Raw genomic sequence first — 16,806 nt, 5'->3', positions numbered from 1 at the left:
TTTCATTACCATTCGGCAAAATTTTTATAAGTTCAGATTTTTACTTAGTAGACGCCTGATTTAACAGGCCACAAAGCTGATGGGAGAGGACTGAATGAGCAATGACGGCGTGAATGCAGGCCGGCGTCGCTTCCTGGTAGCAGCCACATCCGTGGTGGGTGCTGCAGGAGCGGTGGGGGCTGCGGTCCCGTTCGTGGGGTCATGGTTTCCCAGCGCCAAGGCGAAAGCCGCAGGTGCACCGGTGAAAGTGAATGTCAGCAAGATCGAGCCAGGCCAGCAGATGATTGCTGAATGGCGCGGTCAGCCGGTGTTCATCGTCCGCCGTACAGAGGAAATCCTGGGGAATCTGAAAAAGATCGAGGGCCAGCTCTCCGATCCCTCCTCCAAGAACTCGGTCCAACCGGAATACGTCAACCCTGAAACGCGCTCGATCAAGCCGGAAGTCCTGCTGCTGATCGGGATCTGCACGCACCTGGGTTGCTCGCCAACGTTCCGTCCCGAAGTGGCCCCTGCCGACCTGGGTAAAGACTGGGTCGGTGGTTATTTCTGCCCATGCCACGGCTCCCACTATGACCTGGCCGGTCGCGTCTACAAATCGCAGCCCGCACCCCTGAACCTGCCAGTTCCCCCGCATTCCTATGAGTCGGACGACATCATTGTCGTTGGCGTCGATACGGAGAAAGCGTGATGAGCAAATTAATGGACTGGTTTGATGCGCGCTTTCCCGCGACCAAAATGTGGGAAGACCATCTCAGCAAGTATTACGCTCCGAAGAACTTCAACTTCTTCTACTTCTTTGGCTCCTTGGCGTTGCTCGTCCTGGTCAACCAGATCGTCACCGGCGTCTGGCTGACGATGAGCTACACCCCCTCGGCAGAAGAGGCGTTCGCCTCCGTTGAATACATCATGCGCGACGTCGAGTACGGCTCGATCCTGCGCCTGCTGCACTCCACCGGCGCTTCGGCGTTCTTTATCGTCGTCTACCTGCATATGTTCCGTGGCCTGCTTTACGGTTCATACCAGAAGCCGCGCGAACTGGTGTGGGTCTTCGGCATGCTGATCTACCTGGCGCTGATGGCTGAAGCCTTCATGGGCTACCTGCTGCCGTGGGGCCAGATGTCCTACTGGGGTGCCCAGGTGATCATCTCGCTGTTCGGTGCGATCCCGGTCATCGGCGATGACCTGACCCAGTGGATCCGCGGTGACTACCTGATCTCGGGCATCACCTTGAACCGCTTCTTCGCTTTGCATGTGGTTGCCCTGCCGATCGTGATCCTCGGCCTGGTAGTGCTGCACATCCTGGCGCTGCACGAAGTGGGCTCGAACAACCCGGACGGCGTGGACATCAAGAAGCACAAGGACGAAAACGGCGTACCGCTGGATGGCATCGCCTTCCACCCGTACTACACCGTGAAAGACATCGTCGGCGTGGTGGTCTTCCTGTTCATCTTCTGCTCCATCGTGTTCTTCTTCCCGGAAATGGGCGGTTACTTCCTCGAGAAGCCGAACTTCGAACAGGCCAACGCCTTCAAGACCCCCGAGCACATTGCTCCGGTCTGGTACTTCACGCCGTTCTACGCAATTTTGCGGGCTGTTCCTGACAAGCTGCTGGGCGTCATCGCCATGGGCGCCGCCATTGCCGTGCTGTTCGTCCTGCCGTGGCTGGACCGCAGCCCCGTCAAGTCGATGCGTTACAAAGGCTGGCTGAGCAAGATCTGGCTCTGGGTGTTCTGCATTTCGTTCGTGATCCTGGGCGTGCTGGGCGTACTGGCGCCGACACCGGGCCGGACGCTGTTGTCGCAGGTCTGCACATTCCTGTACTTCGCCTACTTCATTCTGATGCCTTTCTACACCAGGCTCGAGAAGACCAAACCGGTTCCGGAAAGGGTGACTGGCTGATGAAAAAACTATTTGCTGTACTGATTCTTGCTGCCATGCCAGCACTGTCCTTTGCGGCTGAACACGGTGGTCCGGAACTGGAAAAAGTCGACATCGACGTTTCCGACAAGGCGGCCATGCAGGACGGCGCTCGTACGTTCGCCAACTATTGCATGGGCTGCCACAGCGCCAAATTCCAGCGTTACGAGCGCGTGGCCGATGACTTGGGCATCCCCCACGAGCTGATGCTCGAAAAGCTTGTGTTCACTGGCGCCAAGCTGGGCGATCACATGAATATCGGCATGCAGCCTGCGGACGCCAAGTCATGGTTTGGCGCCGCGCCGCCGGACTTGACCCTGGTGGCCCGCGTGCGGGGTACCGATTGGCTCTACGGCTACCTGCGCTCGTTCTACGAAGATCCTGCGCGCCCATTGGGTTGGAACAACAAGGTCTTCCCGAACGTCGGGATGCCGAACGTACTGGTCGGCTTGCAAGGTCGCCAAGTGGTAGGCTGCAAGCAGGTCCAGATCGTCGAGGACGGCAAGAAGCAATATGATCCGCTGACCGGCACGGCTTTGACTCATGAGGCCTGCGACCAGCTGACCACCGTGCCAAACTCTGGCACTCTGACGCCTGAGCAGTTTGATGAGAAGGTCAAGAACCTGGTGACCTTCCTGGCCTACTCGGCCAACCCGGTGAAGCTGGAGCATCAGCGCATCGGTACGTATGTATTGCTGTACCTGGCGTTCTTCTTCGTATTCGCTTATCTGCTCAAGCGTGAATACTGGAAAGACGTGCATTGATAAAGCTGTAAGCCGTTGCTGTTAATCGTGCGCGCCCAAGGGCGTCTCTGAAGGTGTAACGAGCCTGGTCGGCCAGGTGGTTACGGGAGACGTCCTCTGGGCGCGCTCGTTTTTCCGTTTTTCGATAATTTCAACAAGCGAGGAGGATCGCCATGGGCGTGACCAATCGGTTGGCCTGTTACTCCGACCCCGCCGACCACTATTCCCACCGGGTACGCATCGTACTGGCCGAGAAGGGTGTCAGCGCCGAGATCATTTACGTTGAAGCGGGCCGTCAGCCGCCGAAGCTGATCGAGGTAAACCCTTACGGCAGCCTGCCAACGCTGGTCGATCGTGACCTGGCCTTGTGGGAGTCGACCGTGGTGATGGAGTACCTGGATGAGCGTTATCCGCATCCGCCTTTACTGCCGGTATACCCCGTCGCGCGTGCCAACAGTCGCTTGCTCATCCATCGCATCCAGCGTGACTGGTGCGGGTTGGTGGATCTGATCCTGGATCAGCGAACCAAGGAACCGGCACGGGTCGTGGCGCGTAAAGAACTGCGCGAAAGCCTGACGGGCGTGTCGCCGCTGTTTGTCGACAAGCCGTTTTTCCTCAGTGAGGAACAAAGTCTGGTGGATTGCTGCCTATTGCCCATACTCTGGCGTTTGCCGATCCTGGGTATCGAACTGCCGCGGCCCGCCAAGCCGCTGCTTGATTATATGGAGCGCCAATTTGCGCGTGAGGCTTTCCAGGCGAGTCTGTCTGCTGCCGAACGTGACATGCGCTAAGGCTTAGGGAGCCGCTATGAACTCCAGTCGACCTTATTTGGTCCGCGCGCTCTATGAGTGGATTGTGGACAACGATTGCACCCCGCACATGCTGGTCAATGCCGAGTATCCCTCGGTCCAGGTGCCGCAGGGTTTTGCCAATGACGGGCAGATTGTATTGAACGTATCGCCGGCCGCTGTGCGTCATCTGCACATGGATAATGATGCGGTCAGCTTCGAAGGGCGTTTTGGCGGCGTGCCGCACACGCTGTACGTGCCGATTGCCTCGATACTGGGGATTTATGCCCGGGAAAATGGCCAGGGCATGGTATTCGAGCTGGAAGTGCCGCTGGAGGGCGAAGAAGAATTCGAGGCGGACGATGATATGCCGCCACCGGATGACGAACCGCCGCGGCCTAGCGGGCGGCCGAGCTTGAAGGTGGTGAAATAACTGGCGGAAGCTGTCTGCCGGTTGTTTGAACGAATGCCTGTATCGCTGGATACGGGCATTTTTTTTGGTTTTGGTGCCTATCCGTTTTTGCGTTGAGGTCATCCACGCTGAAGATTGTCCTCGAACGATGCACAAAAAAACGGCGCTTTCCCTCCAAGGAAAAGCGCCGCTCTTGTAACTTACTTGTTCAGTCGATGTACTCGAACAACTTAACGATCTTCTGCACCCCAGACACACCCTGTACAAGGTTGGTCGCCTGCGCAGCCTCCTGCTTGGTCAGCAGCCCCAGCAGATAGACAATCCCGTTCTCGGTCACGACCTTGATACGCGACCCTGGAATGCTGGCGTCGGTCAGCATCTGCGTCTTGATCTTGGTCGTCAGCCAGGCATCGTTCTGGCGCGCCAGCAGGGAAGAGGGCTGCAAGACCTGCAATTCGTTATGCACGGTCTTGACCCGCTGCACGGCGCTGGCCTCCTGCTCGGCCTTGGCCTTGAGGTCGGCCCGTGGCGTCTGGCCGGCCAGCAGCACGACGCCGTTGAAGCTGGTGACGACGATGTGCGAATTGTTGTCCAGGTCCGGGTCGGCCTTGGCGATGTTCACGCCGACTTTGGTTTCGATCAGGGAGTCATCGATCTTGCTGCCGAAGGTGCGGGTGCCGCGGTCATCTTCGATCGGCTTTTCCCGGCTGGCGTTAACCACCGATGTGCAGCCGCTGATGCCGAGGCACAGGGTCAGGGCCAGAAGGCCTAGGCGATTAGGGGTCATTCTTCACTCCCGAACAGTTGGCTGTCGATCAAGTCGCAAAGGCAATGGATCGCCAGCAGGTGGACTTCCTGAATACGTGCGGTGACATTGGCCGGTACGCGAATCTCGACGTCTTCGGGCAAGAGCAAGGATGCCATGCCGCCGCCGTCGCGACCGGTCAATGCTACGACAATCATTTCGCGATCATGTGCGGCCTGGATCGCTTGAATAATATTGGCCGAGTTGCCGCTGGTGGAGATCGCCAGAAGCACATCGCCGGGTTGGCCGAGGGCGCGGATCTGCTTGGAGAACACTTCGTTGTAGCTGTAATCGTTGGCGATCGAGGTGATCGTCGAGCTGTCGGTCGTTAATGCGATGGCCGGCAGGCTCGGGCGTTCGCGTTCGAAGCGGTTGAGCAGCTCCGATGAGAAGTGCTGGGCATCGCCGGCCGAACCGCCGTTGCCACACGAGAGCATCTTGCCTTCGTTGAGCAAGGCGTTGACCATCACTTGGCTGGCTTGCTCGATGTGCGGTGCAAGTACGTCCATCGCCTGTTGCTTGGTGTCGATACTGGCCTGAAAAAGCTGGCGGATTCGCGATTGCATGTCCATCTGTGTGACCTTAAGTAGCGCGACTTATCGGCACAAGCATGTGCGGCGCGCAAAGCAAAGAGCAAAAAAGTTGAATGAAGGTGTCCGGCCAGGCTGGGCGTTCAACTGTCGAAGGCGTTCTGCAGCCAGTTCAACTGGTCGGCGTTGCTGTCGATGGCGACCACGTCGAAGCGGCAGGGGTAATCGGCCCAGCGAGACTCGCGTTGCAGAAAGTACTGCGCGGCGAAAATCAGTTTCTGGCGCTTGCGCTCGTCGATGCTCTCGATCGCGCCGCCCCATTGGGTATTTTTTCTGTAGCGGACTTCGACGAATACTACTGTATCGCCGTCAAGCATGACCAGATCCAGCTCGCCGCGTTTACACAACCAGTTCTGTGCCAGCAGGCGCAGACCTTGTTGTTGCAGATGCGCGAGGGCTTGGCCCTCGGCATCCTTTCCGCTTTGCAAGTGTGATCGGTCAAGCATCAGCGCTGGGTGTCCGGCAGGCGCTGCACCTGGCCATTGATGAACTGGGCCCACGGCAATTGACGTTGCACGCGTTGGGTTGGCGAGATCGCCAGGCTGCCTGACAGGCCTTCGATGCGGCTGTCCGGAAGTGCCTTGAGCTGGCCCAGGCGTGGAGCGAGGCGATAGGCGTCGGCACCCATCGCATACAGTCGGCCCAGGCTGCCACCGGCCTGTGGCCATTGTGCAGTGACCTGTTGACGCAGTGGGTCGTTAGCGTCGAGCAGCCATGGCGTTTCACAGAAACGCACGCCATTCATGTCGTTGTACTGGTTCTGGTCGCCGCTGACGCTGAACACCGAAGACGTCGCATAGACCGGCACGTCGCCGGCGTACTGGAAGTTCAGGGTCGGCTTGATCTGCTGGGCCTGCTGCGGAGTGGATGCCAGGAAAATGAACTCGATGTCCTGGCGACGCGAAGGCTGGGCCGCTACTGCGGTGCCCACCGTGCTTTGCAGGCTCTTGGCGCGACCTTCGCTCTGGCGCAACTGGAACATGTCGGCGATCTGCTGGGCCAGTTGCACAGGCTGGTCGACACGCTCGATCGCAACGATGGTGCCGCCATTGGCCTGCCAGTCCTGGCTGAAGGCTTTCAATACACGATCGCCCCATTCGCCTTTCGGTACCATGGCGGCGGCGCGATGCAGGCCGTCGGCGCGAGCACGACGGGATACTTCGCGGGCTTCATCTTCCGGGGCCAAGCCGAACTGGAAGAGTTGGGGTGGGCCCTGTTCGCCCTCGCTGTAGTTCAATGCCAGGGTGGTAATCGGCAATTGCGGGCGAAGGCTGATCTGCTTGACCAGTGGTTTTTCCAGCGGGCCGACCACCAGTTGTACCCCGTCGGCCTGGGCCTTGCGGTAGAACTCGTCCATGGAAGTCAGGCTGGCGCTGTCATAGACCTGAATGCTTGGCGGCTTCTGTCCAGCCTGTTGGGCCTGGTAGTGCGCAGCCATGAACCCTTCGCGCAGGGCTTTGGCAACCGAGGCCAGCGGGCCGTTCTGCGGCAGCAGCAAGGCGATCTTGCTCAGCGGCTGGCTTGCCAGCTCCTTGAGCTTGACCAGTGGCGTCGGCAGTTGAAGCGCGGCTGGGTGTTTCGGGTTTTGTTCGCGCCAGCTGTCGATGGCGGCCTGTTGTTGCTCCAGGGTGCCGGCGGTTTTCACCGCCTTGGCCAGGCTCAACCAGCCACCGAGGTCGTCGGTGGTGGTCGGTTGCAGTTGATCGGTAGGCAGCGAAGCGATCAGCGACCAGATCGCCTCGTGGTTTTTCGCCGCGGCTTCGCCTTCCAGCAACGGCGCGATAAAGATCCGCTCCTTGGCGGCCGCCAGGGTCTGGCCATCGGCTTCTAGGGCGCGAGCACGCACGGTGCCGGTGCGCACTTGCTGTTCCACCGGCATTTCGCCCAGGTGCTGCAGGCTTGGATGGCCCAGGGACGTCAGCGCTGCCTTGGGCTGGTTGCGGGTCATCGCCAGTTCGGCTGACAGCGTGCTGGCGAAAATCTGCTGGCCGGGCTTGAGTTGCTCCAGCGGCACTTGTTGCAGGATCTGTGCGGACTGGCCGGCATTGCCCTGGCGGTAGGCCAGGTCCGCGGCGCTCAGGCGCAGCAGGGCGGCTTTTTCCGGGTTTTTGCTTTGGGTGGCCTGTTCGAGCAATTGCTCGATACTGGCATCCGGGGTCCGTGGGAGTTCGCCAAGGCTGGACGAAGGCGAACTGGCGCAAGCCGCCAGGAGGGCAGCGAGGCAGAGGGCGGAGAGCAGCCGCAGGCAAGCGATCATGTAAGTGTTCCTGATACGAGATCAAATTAGCGTCGAATTGTACCCAAGCAGCGGCTGGGGCGCGATGTTAGTGGTGTGAATCGATCAATTTAGGTATTTCAAAGAGTGCGGCGCAGCATAAATCCGAGGGTGTCGATTCCCCGTGGCGAGGGAGCTTGCTCCCGCTGGGCCGCGCAGTGGCCCCAAAACCATTCAACACGGTACATCAGAATGTGGCTGTCAGATTTTTACGGCTGCTGCGCAGCCGAGCGGGAGCAAGCTCCCTCGCCACAAGTGCTAATGTGACCGGCCGAGAATGGCGGCACACGCTACAATGGCGGTTTTTACCCTCATGAGGTGTCCGTTTTGACTGCTCCAGGTGCTTCGAATTCCGCTGCTGGCTCGCTTTTCGTGGTGGCGACGCCTATTGGCAACCTGGACGATATCAGCGCCCGTGCGCTGAAGATCCTGAAGGACGTCGCCCTTATCGCCGCTGAAGATACCCGTCACTCCCAGCGCTTGCTGCAGCATTTCGGCATTTCCACGCCGCTGGCGGCGTGTCATGAACATAACGAGCGGGACGAGGGCAGTCGTTTTATCACCCGGCTGCTGGCGGGCGATAACGTGGCGCTGATTTCCGATGCCGGCACGCCGCTGATTTCCGATCCGGGTTATCACCTGGTGCGCCAGGCTCGTGCTGCTGGCATCAATGTGGTGCCTGTACCCGGGGCGTGTGCGTTGATCGCGGCGCTGTCGGCGGCCGGCTTGCCGTCGGATCGATTTATCTTCGAGGGTTTTCTGCCAGCCAAGGCGGTGGGACGACGAGCGCGCCTGGAAGCTATAAAGGAAGAGCCGCGCACATTGATCTTTTATGAAGCGCCGCACCGTATCCTTGAATGCCTCCAGGATATGGAGCTGGTGTTTGGTCCCGAGCGCCAGGCGTTGCTGGCGCGGGAGCTGACGAAAACCTTCGAGACGCTCAAGGGGCTGCCCTTGGCGCAATTGCGAGGTTTCGTCGAAAGCGACAGCAACCAACAGCGCGGTGAATGCGTTGTACTGGTGGCCGGTTGGACGCCGCCGGAAAGCGAAGACGCCGTAAGTGGCGAAGCGATGCGCGTCCTGGACTTGCTGCTGGAGGAAATGCCACTGAAACGTGCGGCGGCCCTCGCCGCGCAGATCACCGGCGAACGCAAGAATGTGCTGTATCAGGTCGCGCTGCAAAAGCAGAAGGACCAATGAAACCGCCATGCCCGGCTGGCTGCGGGCTTTTAGCGCTTGTTCTTGAGGCGCTGTACCGTTAACCTTCGCGGCGGAGAGTCGATCGGACAGTCGCTGCCCTCTATGAAAATTAGGGGGGGGAGGAAAGTCCGGGCTCCATAGGGCGAAGTGCCAGGTAATGCCTGGGAGGCGTGAGCCTACGGAAAGTGCCACAGAAAATAACCGCCTAAGCGTTTCGGCGCCGGTAAGGGTGAAAAGGTGCGGTAAGAGCGCACCGCACGGCTGGCAACAGTTCGTGGCTAGGTAAACCCCACTTGGAGCAAGACCAAATAGGGTCCCAAGGCGTGGCCCGCGCTGGGACCGGGTAGGTTGCTAAAGATGTCCAGTGATGGCCATCGTAGACGAATGACTGTTCAAGACAGAACCCGGCTTACAGATCGACTCTCCACCTTTTTCCCTCCCTGCCGGAATCGCTGGCAGACGCAGTTCCTAATACCAAAAAAATCTTACTCTTAACAAATCACTTTAACTTGTGCGCGCAGTCCCCTGTACTGCCTCAGGTTGGAGCGAAATTTCCTACGTCAGTTTCTTGTTGCCCCTCCTGAAACGCTCCTAAATCTCCGATCTATAAGGCTTTTCCTTCATTCCGCGCCTTGACGGTGCGGTGGGCGCATTCCTATAGTGTGCGCAAGTGGCGGAAAGTGGCATGAAGTGGGTTTTTTTGAAGGTAAAACGCCAAAAAGTGGAGAAACGCTGACGTGTTTCGCGGAGCTAACGCAATCAGTCTCGATGCAAAAGGCCGGCTCGCCATGCCCAGCCGGTATCGTGACGAGCTCGTTTCGCGAAGTTCGGGGCAGTTGATCGTCACGATCGACGCCGTTGACCCATGTTTGTGCGTCTACCCGCTGGATGAGTGGGAAATCATCGAAACCAAACTGCGCGCACTGCCTTCGCTACGTGAAGAAAACCGTCGTTTGCAGCGCTTGTTGATCGGTAATGCCGTTGATCTTGAGCTCGACGGCAGTGGTCGTTTCCTGGTCCCGCCGCGCCTGCGCGAATACGCCAAGCTGGACAAGCGCGCGATGCTGGTGGGCCAGCTGAACAAGTTCCAACTGTGGGACGAAGATGCCTGGAATGCGGTTTCTGCCGCCGACCTTGCTGCTATTCAACAACCGGGCGCCATGCCTGATGAACTGCGTGATTTGATCCTGTGACTATTGATAGCGGCTTTAACCACATCACCGTACTGCTTGACGAAGCCGTCGAGGCTCTCGCCGTACGTCCTGATGGGTGCTATCTGGATGGCACGTTCGGGCGTGGCGGGCACAGCCGATTGATCCTCAGCCAGTTGGGGCCTGATGGCCGGTTGCTGGGGTTCGACAAGGATCCTCAAGCGATTGCCACCGGGCAAGCGCTGGCGGCCGAAGACGGCCGCTTTGTCGTTGTGCAGCGCAGCTTTGCCGAGTTGGGTTCGGAAGTTGCCCAGCGTGGTTTGGCTGGCAAGATCAGCGGCGTGCTGCTGGACCTCGGCGTGTCCTCGCCGCAACTGGACGACCCGGAACGTGGCTTCAGTTTCCTCAATGACGGCCCGCTGGACATGCGCATGGATCCGTCCCGCGGCATCAGTGCCGCTGAGTTCGTCAACACCGCGCCCGTCGAAGAAATCGCCCGTGTCTTCAAGGAATACGGCGAGGAACGCTTTTCCGGCCGCATGGCGCGAGCCGTGGTCGAGCGTCGCGAGACCAAGCCATTCGAGCGCACCGGTGACCTGGCCGAAGTGCTGAAGGTTGCCAACCCTGCGTGGGAGAAGGGCAAGAATCCAGCGACTCGCGCCTTCCAGGGCCTGCGTATCCATGTCAATAATGAGTTGGGTGATCTTGAGGCTGGCCTCGAGGCCGCCCTTGAGGCGCTGGAGATCGGTGGCCGGTTGGTGGTGATCAGCTTCCACTCCCTGGAAGACCGCATCGTCAAGCTGTTCATGCGCAAACTCACCAAAGGCGAAGCCGACAACCTGCCGCGCAACCTCCCGGTGCGTTTCGAGGCTTTCGTACCGAAAATCAAGATCCATGGCAAAGCGCAGTTCGCCTCCGAGGCCGAACTCAAGGCCAACCCGCGTGCCCGTAGTGCTGTCATGCGTGTCGCGGAGAAGCTGCGGTGAGCAAGCTCTTCGCCAAGCCCCTGCCGGGCGGCAGCTTTTTCATGCTGCTGCTGTTCATCGGCGTGCTCGTCTCGGCCATCGCCGTGTCTTACAGCGCGCACTGGAACCGCCAGTTGCTCAACACCCTTTATAACGAACTGAGCGTGCGCGACAAGGCGCAGGCTGAGTGGGGCCGGCTGATCCTGGAGCAGAGCACCTGGACCGCCCATAGTCGTATTGAGGTATTGGCCACCGAACAACTGAAGATGCGCATCCCCGGCGCCGCCGAAGTGCAGATGGTGGCGCCATGATGAAGCTCGAAGGGGCACTGTTCCCGTGGCGGTTCCGTCTGGTCCTGGGCTTGCTCGGGATCATGGTCGCAGCGATCGCGTGGCGCATCATCGACCTGCAAGTCGTCGACCGCGACTTCCTCAAGGAGCAGGGCGATGCCCGCAGCGTGCGTCATATTCCGATCCCGGCCCACCGTGGCCTGATCACTGACCGCAACGGTGAACCCCTGGCCGTGAGCACCCCGGTGACCACTCTGTGGGCCAACGCCAAGGAAATGCAGCAGGCCAAGGAAAAGTGGCCGGCGTTGGCCGCCGCCCTCGGCCAGGATCCCAAGGCTTTGGCCGAGCGCCTTGAAGCCCAGGCCAATAAAGAATTCATCTACCTGGTGCGCGGGTTGACGCCCGAGCAAGGCCAGAGTGTGCTCGATTTGAAAGTACCTGGTGTCTATGGCATCGAAGAGTTCCGGCGTTTCTACCCGGCCGGAGAAGTCACCGCCCACATGGTCGGGTTTACCGACATCGATGACCGGGGCCGAGAAGGTGTCGAACTGGCCTATGACGAATGGCTGGCCGGGGTTGCCGGCAAGCGCCAGGTCATCAAGGATCGGCGCGGCAGGCTGATCAAGGATGTCCAAGTCACTAAAAACGCCAAGGCCGGTAAGCCCTTGGCGTTGTCCATTGACCTGCGCCTGCAATACCTGGCCAACCGCGAGCTGCGCAATGCCATCGTCGAGAACGGCGCCAAGGCCGGCAGCCTGGTGATCATGGACGTCAAGACCGGCGAGATCCTCGCCATGGTCAACCAGCCGACCTACAACCCGAACAACCGCCGTAACCTGCAACCGGCGATGATGCGTAACCGCGCAATGATCGACGTCTTCGAGCCGGGTTCGACCATGAAGGCCGTGTCCATGGCCGCCGCCCTGGAAACCGGGCGCTGGAAACCGGGTGACACCGTCGAGGTGTATCCGGGGACGTTGCAGATCGGCAAATACACCATTCGCGACGTGTCCAAGACTGAAGGCCCTGTGCTCGACCTGACCGGCATCCTGATCAATTCCAGTAACGTGGGCATGAGCAAGATCGCCTTCGATATCGGTGGCGAGGCGATCTATCGCCTGGCCCAGAAAATCGGCCTCGGCCAGGACACCGGCCTGGGCTTCCCGGGCGAGCGCGTCGGCAACCTGCCCAACTACCGTGAATGGCGCAAGGCCGAAACCGCCACGTTGTCCTATGGCTATGGTGTTTCGGTGACGGCGATCCAGCTTGTCCACGCCTTCTCGGCGCTGGCCAACAATGGGCGGATCGCACCGCTGACCCTGGTCAAGACCGACAAGGCGCCGCAAACCACCCAAGTGATTCCGGAAGACGTCGCCAAGACGATGCAAGGCATGCTGCAACAGGTGATCGAGGCGCCGCGTGGTGTCTATCGTGCCCAAGTGCCCGCCTACCATGTTGCCGGCAAGTCGGGTACGGCGCGCAAGACGTCCGTGGGTACCAAGGGCTATGCCGAGAATTCCTACCGTTCGCTGTTCGCCGGCTTCGGTCCGATGAGCGACCCGCGCTACGCCATCGTGGTGGTTATCGACGAACCGAGCAAGGCAGGCTACTTCGGTGGCCTGGTCTCTGCGCCGGTGTTCAGCAAAGTGATGTCCGGCACCCTGCGCCTGATGAACATTACTCCGGATAATCTGCCGCCGACCCAGCAGGCGAGTACCGCCCCGGTCGTTCCCTTGAAAGCCGACGGAGGGCGTGGCTGATGTCCCTGAGCCTGAACAAGATTTTTGCCCATGCCGGTCATGACCTGCTGATTCGTGAGCTGGCGCTGGACAGTCGCGACGTGCGCGCCGGGGACCTGTTCCTGGCGGTGCCGGGCGCCCGTGTTGATGGCCGCGACCATATCGCTGATGCCTTGAAACGCGGTGCGGCTGCCGTGGCCTATGAAGTGAACGGCGCGACCGTGCTGCCGATCACCGATGTCCCGCTGATTCCGGTCAAGGGCCTGGTGGCGCAGTTGTCGGATATCGCCGGGCGTTTTTATGGCGAGCCGAGCCGTCACCTGAACCTGATCGGCGTGACCGGTACCAACGGCAAGACCAGCGTGACGCAACTGGTGGCACAGGCGCTCGACTTGCTCGGGCAGCATTGTGGCATCGTGGGGACGCTGGGCAATGGTTTCCACGGGGCGCTGAAAAGCGGGCTGCACACCACGCCAAACCCGATCGCCGTGCAGGCGACCCTGGCCGACCTGAAGAAGGCTGGCGCCAAGGCCGTCGCGATGGAGGTTTCCTCCCATGGCCTCGATCAAGGTCGCGTCACCGCGTTGGCCTTCGACGTTGCCGTGCTCACCAACCTGTCCCGCGATCACCTGGACTACCACGGCACGATGCAGGCCTACGGCGAGGCCAAGGCCAAGCTGTTTGCCTGGAACAACCTGAAATGCCGGGTTATCAATGTCGATGACGAATTCGGCCGCCAGCTGGCCGCCGAGAGTCGCGAGTCGCGGTTGATCACCTACAGCCTCGAAGATGCCGGTGCCTACCTTTATGTACGCCAGGCACAGTTCGACGACGAAGGCGTTCGTGCCACGTTGGTCACGCCCCAGGGCGAACACCATCTGCGCAGCACGTTGCTGGGCCGCTTCAACCTGAGCAATGTATTGGCCGCCATCGGGGCCTTGCTCGGGCTGGACTACGCGCTGGATGAAATTCTCAAGGTATTGCCAAAACTCGAGGGCCCGGCCGGGCGCATGCAGCGCTTGGGCGGAGGCACCCAGCCACTGGTGGTGGTCGATTACGCCCATACGCCAGACGCGCTGGAGAAAGTCCTCACGGCGCTGCGTCCTCACGCCAAGGGTCGGCTGCTGTGCCTGTTCGGCTGTGGCGGCGACCGTGACCGTGGCAAACGTCCGCTGATGGCGCAAGTCGTGGAGCGGCTGGCCGATGGAGTACTCGTCACTGACGATAACCCGCGCAGCGAAGACCCCTCGCGGATCTTCGACGATATTCGCGCCGGTTTCTCGGGGCAGGATAACGTCACTTTCGTGGCCGGACGCGGCCAGGCCATTGCGCAATTGATTGCCAGTGCTTCGGCGGATGACGTCATCGTCCTGGCCGGCAAGGGCCACGAGGACTATCAGGAAATCAACGGCGAACGCCATGCGTTCTCCGACTTGGTGGAAGCCGATCACGCCCTGACCGCATGGGAGGTGGCCCATGCTTAAGGCCTTGAAACTCAGCGAGCTGACCAACGCCCTGAATGCGCGCCTGATCGCGGCGGACGCCACGTTCAACGGCGTCAGCATCGACAGCCGGGCGATTGCGCCGGGCCAATTGTTTGTCGCCCTGGCCGGGCCGCGTTTCGACGGCCACGATTATCTGAACGAAGTGGCTGGCAAAGGCGCGGTCGCGGCGTTGGTCGAGCGCGAAGTCACCAACAGCACGCTGCCGCAACTGCTGGTCAGCGACACCCGCCAGGCCCTGGGCCAGCTCGGCGCGTTGAATCGCGCGGCGTTCACCAACCCGGTCGCAGCCATCACCGGCTCCAGCGGCAAGACCACGGTCAAGGAAATGCTCGCCAGCATCCTGCGCACGCGCGGCCCGGTATTGGCGACCCGTGGCAACCTGAACAACGACCTCGGTGTACCGCTGACGCTGCTTGAGCTGGCGCCGGAGCACAGCGCCGCCGTCATTGAACTCGGTGCTTCGCGGCTCGGCGAGATTGCCTACACCGTCGGCATGACCAAGCCCCACGTGGCGGTGCTCAACAACGCCGGGACCGCCCACGTGGGTGAGTTCGGCGGCCCGGAAAAGATCGTCGAGGCCAAGGGCGAGATCATCGAGGGGTTGGCTGCCGATGGCGTCGCCGTGCTGAATCTCGACGACAAGGCCTTCGAAATCTGGAAAACCCGGGCGGGCGAGCGCAAGGTGCTGACCTTTGCCTTGAGCAACCTTGCCGCGAACTTCTACGCCAGCGACCTGGACCGCGATGCTCGCGGATGCCCGGCCTTCAACCTCCACAGCCCCGACGGGGCCGAGCGCGTGCAGTTGAACCTGCTCGGCACCCATAACGTTGCCAACGCCCTGGCCGCCGCCGCCGCCGCCCATGCCCTGGGTGTTTCGTTGCCAGGCATCGCCGCGGGATTGAACGCGGTGCAACCGGTCAAGGGACGCACCGTCGCCCAACTGGCGAGCAACGGCATGCGCGTCATCGATGACACCTACAACGCTAACCCGACGTCGATGTGCGCGGCCGTGGACATCCTTGCCGGTTTCTCCGGCCGCACCGTGCTGGTGCTCGGCGATATCGGCGAATTGGGTGAGTGGGCGCAGCAAGGCCACCATGATGTCGGCGCGTATGCCCGCGGCAAGGTCGATGCGTTGTACGCCGTTGGCCCGATGATGGCCCATGCGGTATCGGCGTTTGGCGAGCATGCACAGCATTTCACCACCCAGGCCGAGTTGATCCAGGCCCTGGATGCCGAGCAAGACCCGAACACCACCTTATTGATCAAGGGCTCACGCAGTGCGGCGATGGAAAACATCGTTGCGGCTTTGTGCGGCACCCGTATGGAGAAACATTAATGCTGCTGCTGCTAGCGGAGTACCTGCAACAGTTCCACAAAGGCTTCGCGGTCTTCCAGTACCTGACCCTGCGCGGGATCCTGGGTGTGCTGACCGCGCTGTCGTTGTCGCTGTTCCTGGGCCCGTGGATGATCCGCACCTTGCAGAACCTGCAGATCGGCCAGTCGGTCCGCAACGACGGTCCGCAATCGCACCTGTCCAAGTCCGGTACCCCGACCATGGGCGGCGCGTTGATTCTCTCGTCCATCGGCATCAGCACCTTGCTCTGGGCTGACCTTGCGAACCGCTATGTCTGGGTCGTGTTGCTGGTGACCCTGTTCTTCGGCGCCATCGGCTGGGTAGACGACTACCGCAAGGTCATCGAGAAGAATTCCCGTGGGCTGCCCAGCCGATGGAAATATTTCTGGCAGTCGGTGTTCGGCCTCGGCGCGGCGATCTTCCTTTATATGACTGCCGCTTCGCCGGTGGAAACCACCCTGATCCTGCCAATGCTCAAGGACTACAGCATTCCGCTGGGCGCTGGCTTCATCGTGCTGACCTACCTGGTCATCGTTGGATCGAGCAACGCGGTCAACCTCACCGATGGCCTCGACGGCCTGGCGATCATGCCGACGGTCATGGTTGGCGGCGCGCTGGGGATCTTCTGCTACCTGTCGGGCAACGTGAAATTCGCCGAATACCTGCTGATCCCTTATGTACCGGGCGCGGGCGAGCTGATCGTGTTCTGCGGCGCGCTGATCGGTGCCGGCCTCGGTTTCCTTTGGTTCAACACCTACCCGGCGCAAGTCTTCATGGGTGACGTCGGCGCGTTGGCGCTGGGCGCGGCCCTGGGCACCATTGCCGTCATCGTTCGCCAGGAAATCGTCCTGTTCATCATGGGCGGTGTGTTCGTGATGGAGACCCTGTCAGTCGTCATTCAGGTTGCTTCCTTTAAATTGACCGGCCGCCGCGTATTCCGCATGGCGCCGATCCACCACCACTTTGAACTCAAGGGCTGGCCCGAGCCGCGCGTGATCGTCCGTTTCTGGATCATCACCGTGATTCTGGTGCTGATCGGCCTTGCCACCCTGAAGCTGAGGTAGAACGA

17 protein-coding genes and 1 other RNA gene are annotated in these 16,806 nt (G+C 60.6%); 14 read left to right on the top strand and 4 right to left on the bottom strand.

The window, feature by feature from the left end:
• Positions 1 to 94: 94 nt before the first annotated feature.
• From petA to DOCECA_RS17575, 5 genes are all read left to right on the top strand, one after another.
• On the top strand, positions 95 to 688 hold the full coding sequence (gene petA / locus DOCECA_RS17595) for a ubiquinol-cytochrome c reductase iron-sulfur subunit (RefSeq protein ID WP_305496657.1): 594 nt from the start codon (positions 95 to 97) through the stop codon (positions 686 to 688).
• A complete protein-coding gene (locus DOCECA_RS17590) occupies positions 688 to 1,899 on the top strand; it encodes a cytochrome b (RefSeq protein ID WP_305496655.1) in 1,212 nt (403 codons plus the stop codon). The genes petA and DOCECA_RS17590 overlap by 1 nt, the downstream gene beginning before the upstream one ends.
• Positions 1,899 to 2,681, top strand: a complete 783-nt coding sequence (locus tag DOCECA_RS17585; protein ID WP_445570859.1) for a cytochrome c1 — start codon at positions 1,899 to 1,901, stop codon at positions 2,679 to 2,681. Before DOCECA_RS17590 ends, DOCECA_RS17585 begins: the two co-directional genes overlap by 1 nt.
• A gap of 152 nt (positions 2,682 to 2,833) precedes the next feature.
• Complete coding sequence (locus DOCECA_RS17580; RefSeq protein ID WP_420765432.1) at positions 2,834 to 3,451, top strand: glutathione S-transferase N-terminal domain-containing protein; 618 nt, start codon at positions 2,834 to 2,836, stop codon at positions 3,449 to 3,451.
• 16 nt (positions 3,452 to 3,467) lie between these two features.
• Positions 3,468 to 3,881, top strand: a complete 414-nt coding sequence (locus tag DOCECA_RS17575) for a ClpXP protease specificity-enhancing factor (RefSeq protein ID WP_434560531.1) — start codon at positions 3,468 to 3,470, stop codon at positions 3,879 to 3,881.
• Positions 3,882 to 4,068: 187 nt separating this feature from the next.
• Here DOCECA_RS17575 and DOCECA_RS17570 read toward each other — a convergent pair whose 3' ends face one another.
• The 4 genes from DOCECA_RS17570 to DOCECA_RS17555 form a co-directional block, all read right to left on the bottom strand.
• Complete coding sequence (locus DOCECA_RS17570; protein WP_030139689.1) at positions 4,069 to 4,647, bottom strand: BON domain-containing protein; 579 nt, start codon at positions 4,645 to 4,647, stop codon at positions 4,069 to 4,071.
• Positions 4,644 to 5,237 carry a phosphoheptose isomerase gene (locus DOCECA_RS17565; RefSeq protein ID WP_007928463.1) on the bottom strand — a complete coding sequence of 198 codons (594 nt, stop codon included), beginning with the start codon at positions 5,235 to 5,237 and terminating at the stop codon, positions 4,644 to 4,646. Before DOCECA_RS17565 ends, DOCECA_RS17570 begins: the two co-directional genes overlap by 4 nt.
• A gap of 101 nt (positions 5,238 to 5,338) precedes the next feature.
• The gene (locus DOCECA_RS17560; protein WP_420765431.1) at positions 5,339 to 5,701 is read right to left on the bottom strand and encodes a YraN family protein; all 363 of its coding nucleotides are present in this window, start codon (positions 5,699 to 5,701) and stop codon (positions 5,339 to 5,341) included.
• Positions 5,701 to 7,512, bottom strand: a complete 1,812-nt coding sequence (locus DOCECA_RS17555; RefSeq protein WP_434560529.1) for a penicillin-binding protein activator — start codon at positions 7,510 to 7,512, stop codon at positions 5,701 to 5,703. The genes DOCECA_RS17560 and DOCECA_RS17555 overlap by 1 nt, the downstream gene beginning before the upstream one ends.
• 345 nt (positions 7,513 to 7,857) lie before the next feature.
• On the opposite strand from DOCECA_RS17555, the gene rsmI reads away from it, so the two are divergent.
• The 9 genes from rsmI to mraY all read left to right on the top strand — a co-directional run bounded on the left by rsmI (position 7,858) and on the right by mraY (position 16,801).
• A complete protein-coding gene (gene rsmI / locus DOCECA_RS17550) occupies positions 7,858 to 8,730 on the top strand; it encodes a 16S rRNA (cytidine(1402)-2'-O)-methyltransferase (RefSeq protein WP_420765429.1) in 873 nt (290 codons plus the stop codon).
• A 74-nt stretch (positions 8,731 to 8,804) separates the two neighbouring features.
• An RNA gene (gene rnpB / locus DOCECA_RS17545) (RNase P RNA component class A) lies at positions 8,805 to 9,158 on the top strand.
• A gap of 309 nt (positions 9,159 to 9,467) precedes the next feature.
• The gene (mraZ, locus tag DOCECA_RS17540) at positions 9,468 to 9,923 is read left to right on the top strand and encodes a division/cell wall cluster transcriptional repressor MraZ (protein WP_003205355.1); all 456 of its coding nucleotides are present in this window, start codon (positions 9,468 to 9,470) and stop codon (positions 9,921 to 9,923) included.
• Positions 9,920 to 10,867 (top strand): 16S rRNA (cytosine(1402)-N(4))-methyltransferase RsmH, encoded by a 948-nt coding sequence (gene rsmH, locus DOCECA_RS17535; RefSeq protein WP_420765428.1) that lies wholly within the window; start codon positions 9,920 to 9,922, stop codon positions 10,865 to 10,867. Before mraZ ends, rsmH begins: the two co-directional genes overlap by 4 nt.
• The gene (gene ftsL / locus DOCECA_RS17530) at positions 10,864 to 11,157 is read left to right on the top strand and encodes a cell division protein FtsL (RefSeq protein ID WP_003178214.1); all 294 of its coding nucleotides are present in this window, start codon (positions 10,864 to 10,866) and stop codon (positions 11,155 to 11,157) included. The genes rsmH and ftsL overlap by 4 nt, the downstream gene beginning before the upstream one ends.
• Complete coding sequence (locus DOCECA_RS17525) at positions 11,157 to 12,896, top strand: peptidoglycan D,D-transpeptidase FtsI family protein (protein ID WP_420765650.1); 1,740 nt, start codon at positions 11,157 to 11,159, stop codon at positions 12,894 to 12,896. The genes ftsL and DOCECA_RS17525 overlap by 1 nt, the downstream gene beginning before the upstream one ends.
• Entirely contained in the window at positions 12,896 to 14,359 is a 1,464-nt protein-coding gene (locus DOCECA_RS17520; protein WP_434607651.1) for a UDP-N-acetylmuramoyl-L-alanyl-D-glutamate--2,6-diaminopimelate ligase, read from the top strand. Before DOCECA_RS17525 ends, DOCECA_RS17520 begins: the two co-directional genes overlap by 1 nt.
• Entirely contained in the window at positions 14,352 to 15,719 is a 1,368-nt protein-coding gene (locus tag DOCECA_RS17515) for a UDP-N-acetylmuramoyl-tripeptide--D-alanyl-D-alanine ligase (RefSeq protein WP_445570858.1), read from the top strand. The genes DOCECA_RS17520 and DOCECA_RS17515 overlap by 8 nt, the downstream gene beginning before the upstream one ends.
• Positions 15,719 to 16,801, top strand: coding sequence for a phospho-N-acetylmuramoyl-pentapeptide-transferase (gene mraY, locus DOCECA_RS17510; protein ID WP_053124966.1), 1,083 nt, complete (start codon positions 15,719 to 15,721; stop codon positions 16,799 to 16,801). The genes DOCECA_RS17515 and mraY overlap by 1 nt, the downstream gene beginning before the upstream one ends.
• The last annotated feature ends 5 nt before the right edge of the window (positions 16,802 to 16,806 follow it).

The organism is Pseudomonas sp. E102, from assembly GCF_052660185.1.
This window is presented reverse-complemented; position numbering and strand designations above follow the sequence as displayed.

Coding starts and splice junctions, on each gene's coding strand:
- DOCECA_RS17520 (WP_434607651.1), top strand. CDS start 12,896: ATGTCCCTGAGCCTGAACAAGATTTTTGCCCATGCCGGTCATGACCTG.
- DOCECA_RS17570 (WP_030139689.1), bottom strand. CDS start 4,647: ATGACCCCTAATCGCCTAGGCCTTCTGGCCCTGACCCTGTGCCTCGGC.
- DOCECA_RS17525 (WP_420765650.1), top strand. CDS start 11,157: ATGAAGCTCGAAGGGGCACTGTTCCCGTGGCGGTTCCGTCTGGTCCTG.
- DOCECA_RS17560 (WP_420765431.1), bottom strand. CDS start 5,701: ATGCTTGACCGATCACACTTGCAAAGCGGAAAGGATGCCGAGGGCCAA.
- DOCECA_RS17555 (WP_434560529.1), bottom strand. CDS start 7,512: ATGATCGCTTGCCTGCGGCTGCTCTCCGCCCTCTGCCTCGCTGCCCTC.
- DOCECA_RS17515 (WP_445570858.1), top strand. CDS start 14,352: ATGCTTAAGGCCTTGAAACTCAGCGAGCTGACCAACGCCCTGAATGCG.
- DOCECA_RS17565 (WP_007928463.1), bottom strand. CDS start 5,237: ATGGACATGCAATCGCGAATCCGCCAGCTTTTTCAGGCCAGTATCGAC.
- DOCECA_RS17580 (WP_420765432.1), top strand. CDS start 2,834: ATGGGCGTGACCAATCGGTTGGCCTGTTACTCCGACCCCGCCGACCAC.
- petA (WP_305496657.1), top strand. CDS start 95: ATGAGCAATGACGGCGTGAATGCAGGCCGGCGTCGCTTCCTGGTAGCA.
- mraY (WP_053124966.1), top strand. CDS start 15,719: ATGCTGCTGCTGCTAGCGGAGTACCTGCAACAGTTCCACAAAGGCTTC.
- DOCECA_RS17585 (WP_445570859.1), top strand. CDS start 1,899: ATGAAAAAACTATTTGCTGTACTGATTCTTGCTGCCATGCCAGCACTG.
- DOCECA_RS17575 (WP_434560531.1), top strand. CDS start 3,468: ATGAACTCCAGTCGACCTTATTTGGTCCGCGCGCTCTATGAGTGGATT.
- DOCECA_RS17590 (WP_305496655.1), top strand. CDS start 688: ATGAGCAAATTAATGGACTGGTTTGATGCGCGCTTTCCCGCGACCAAA.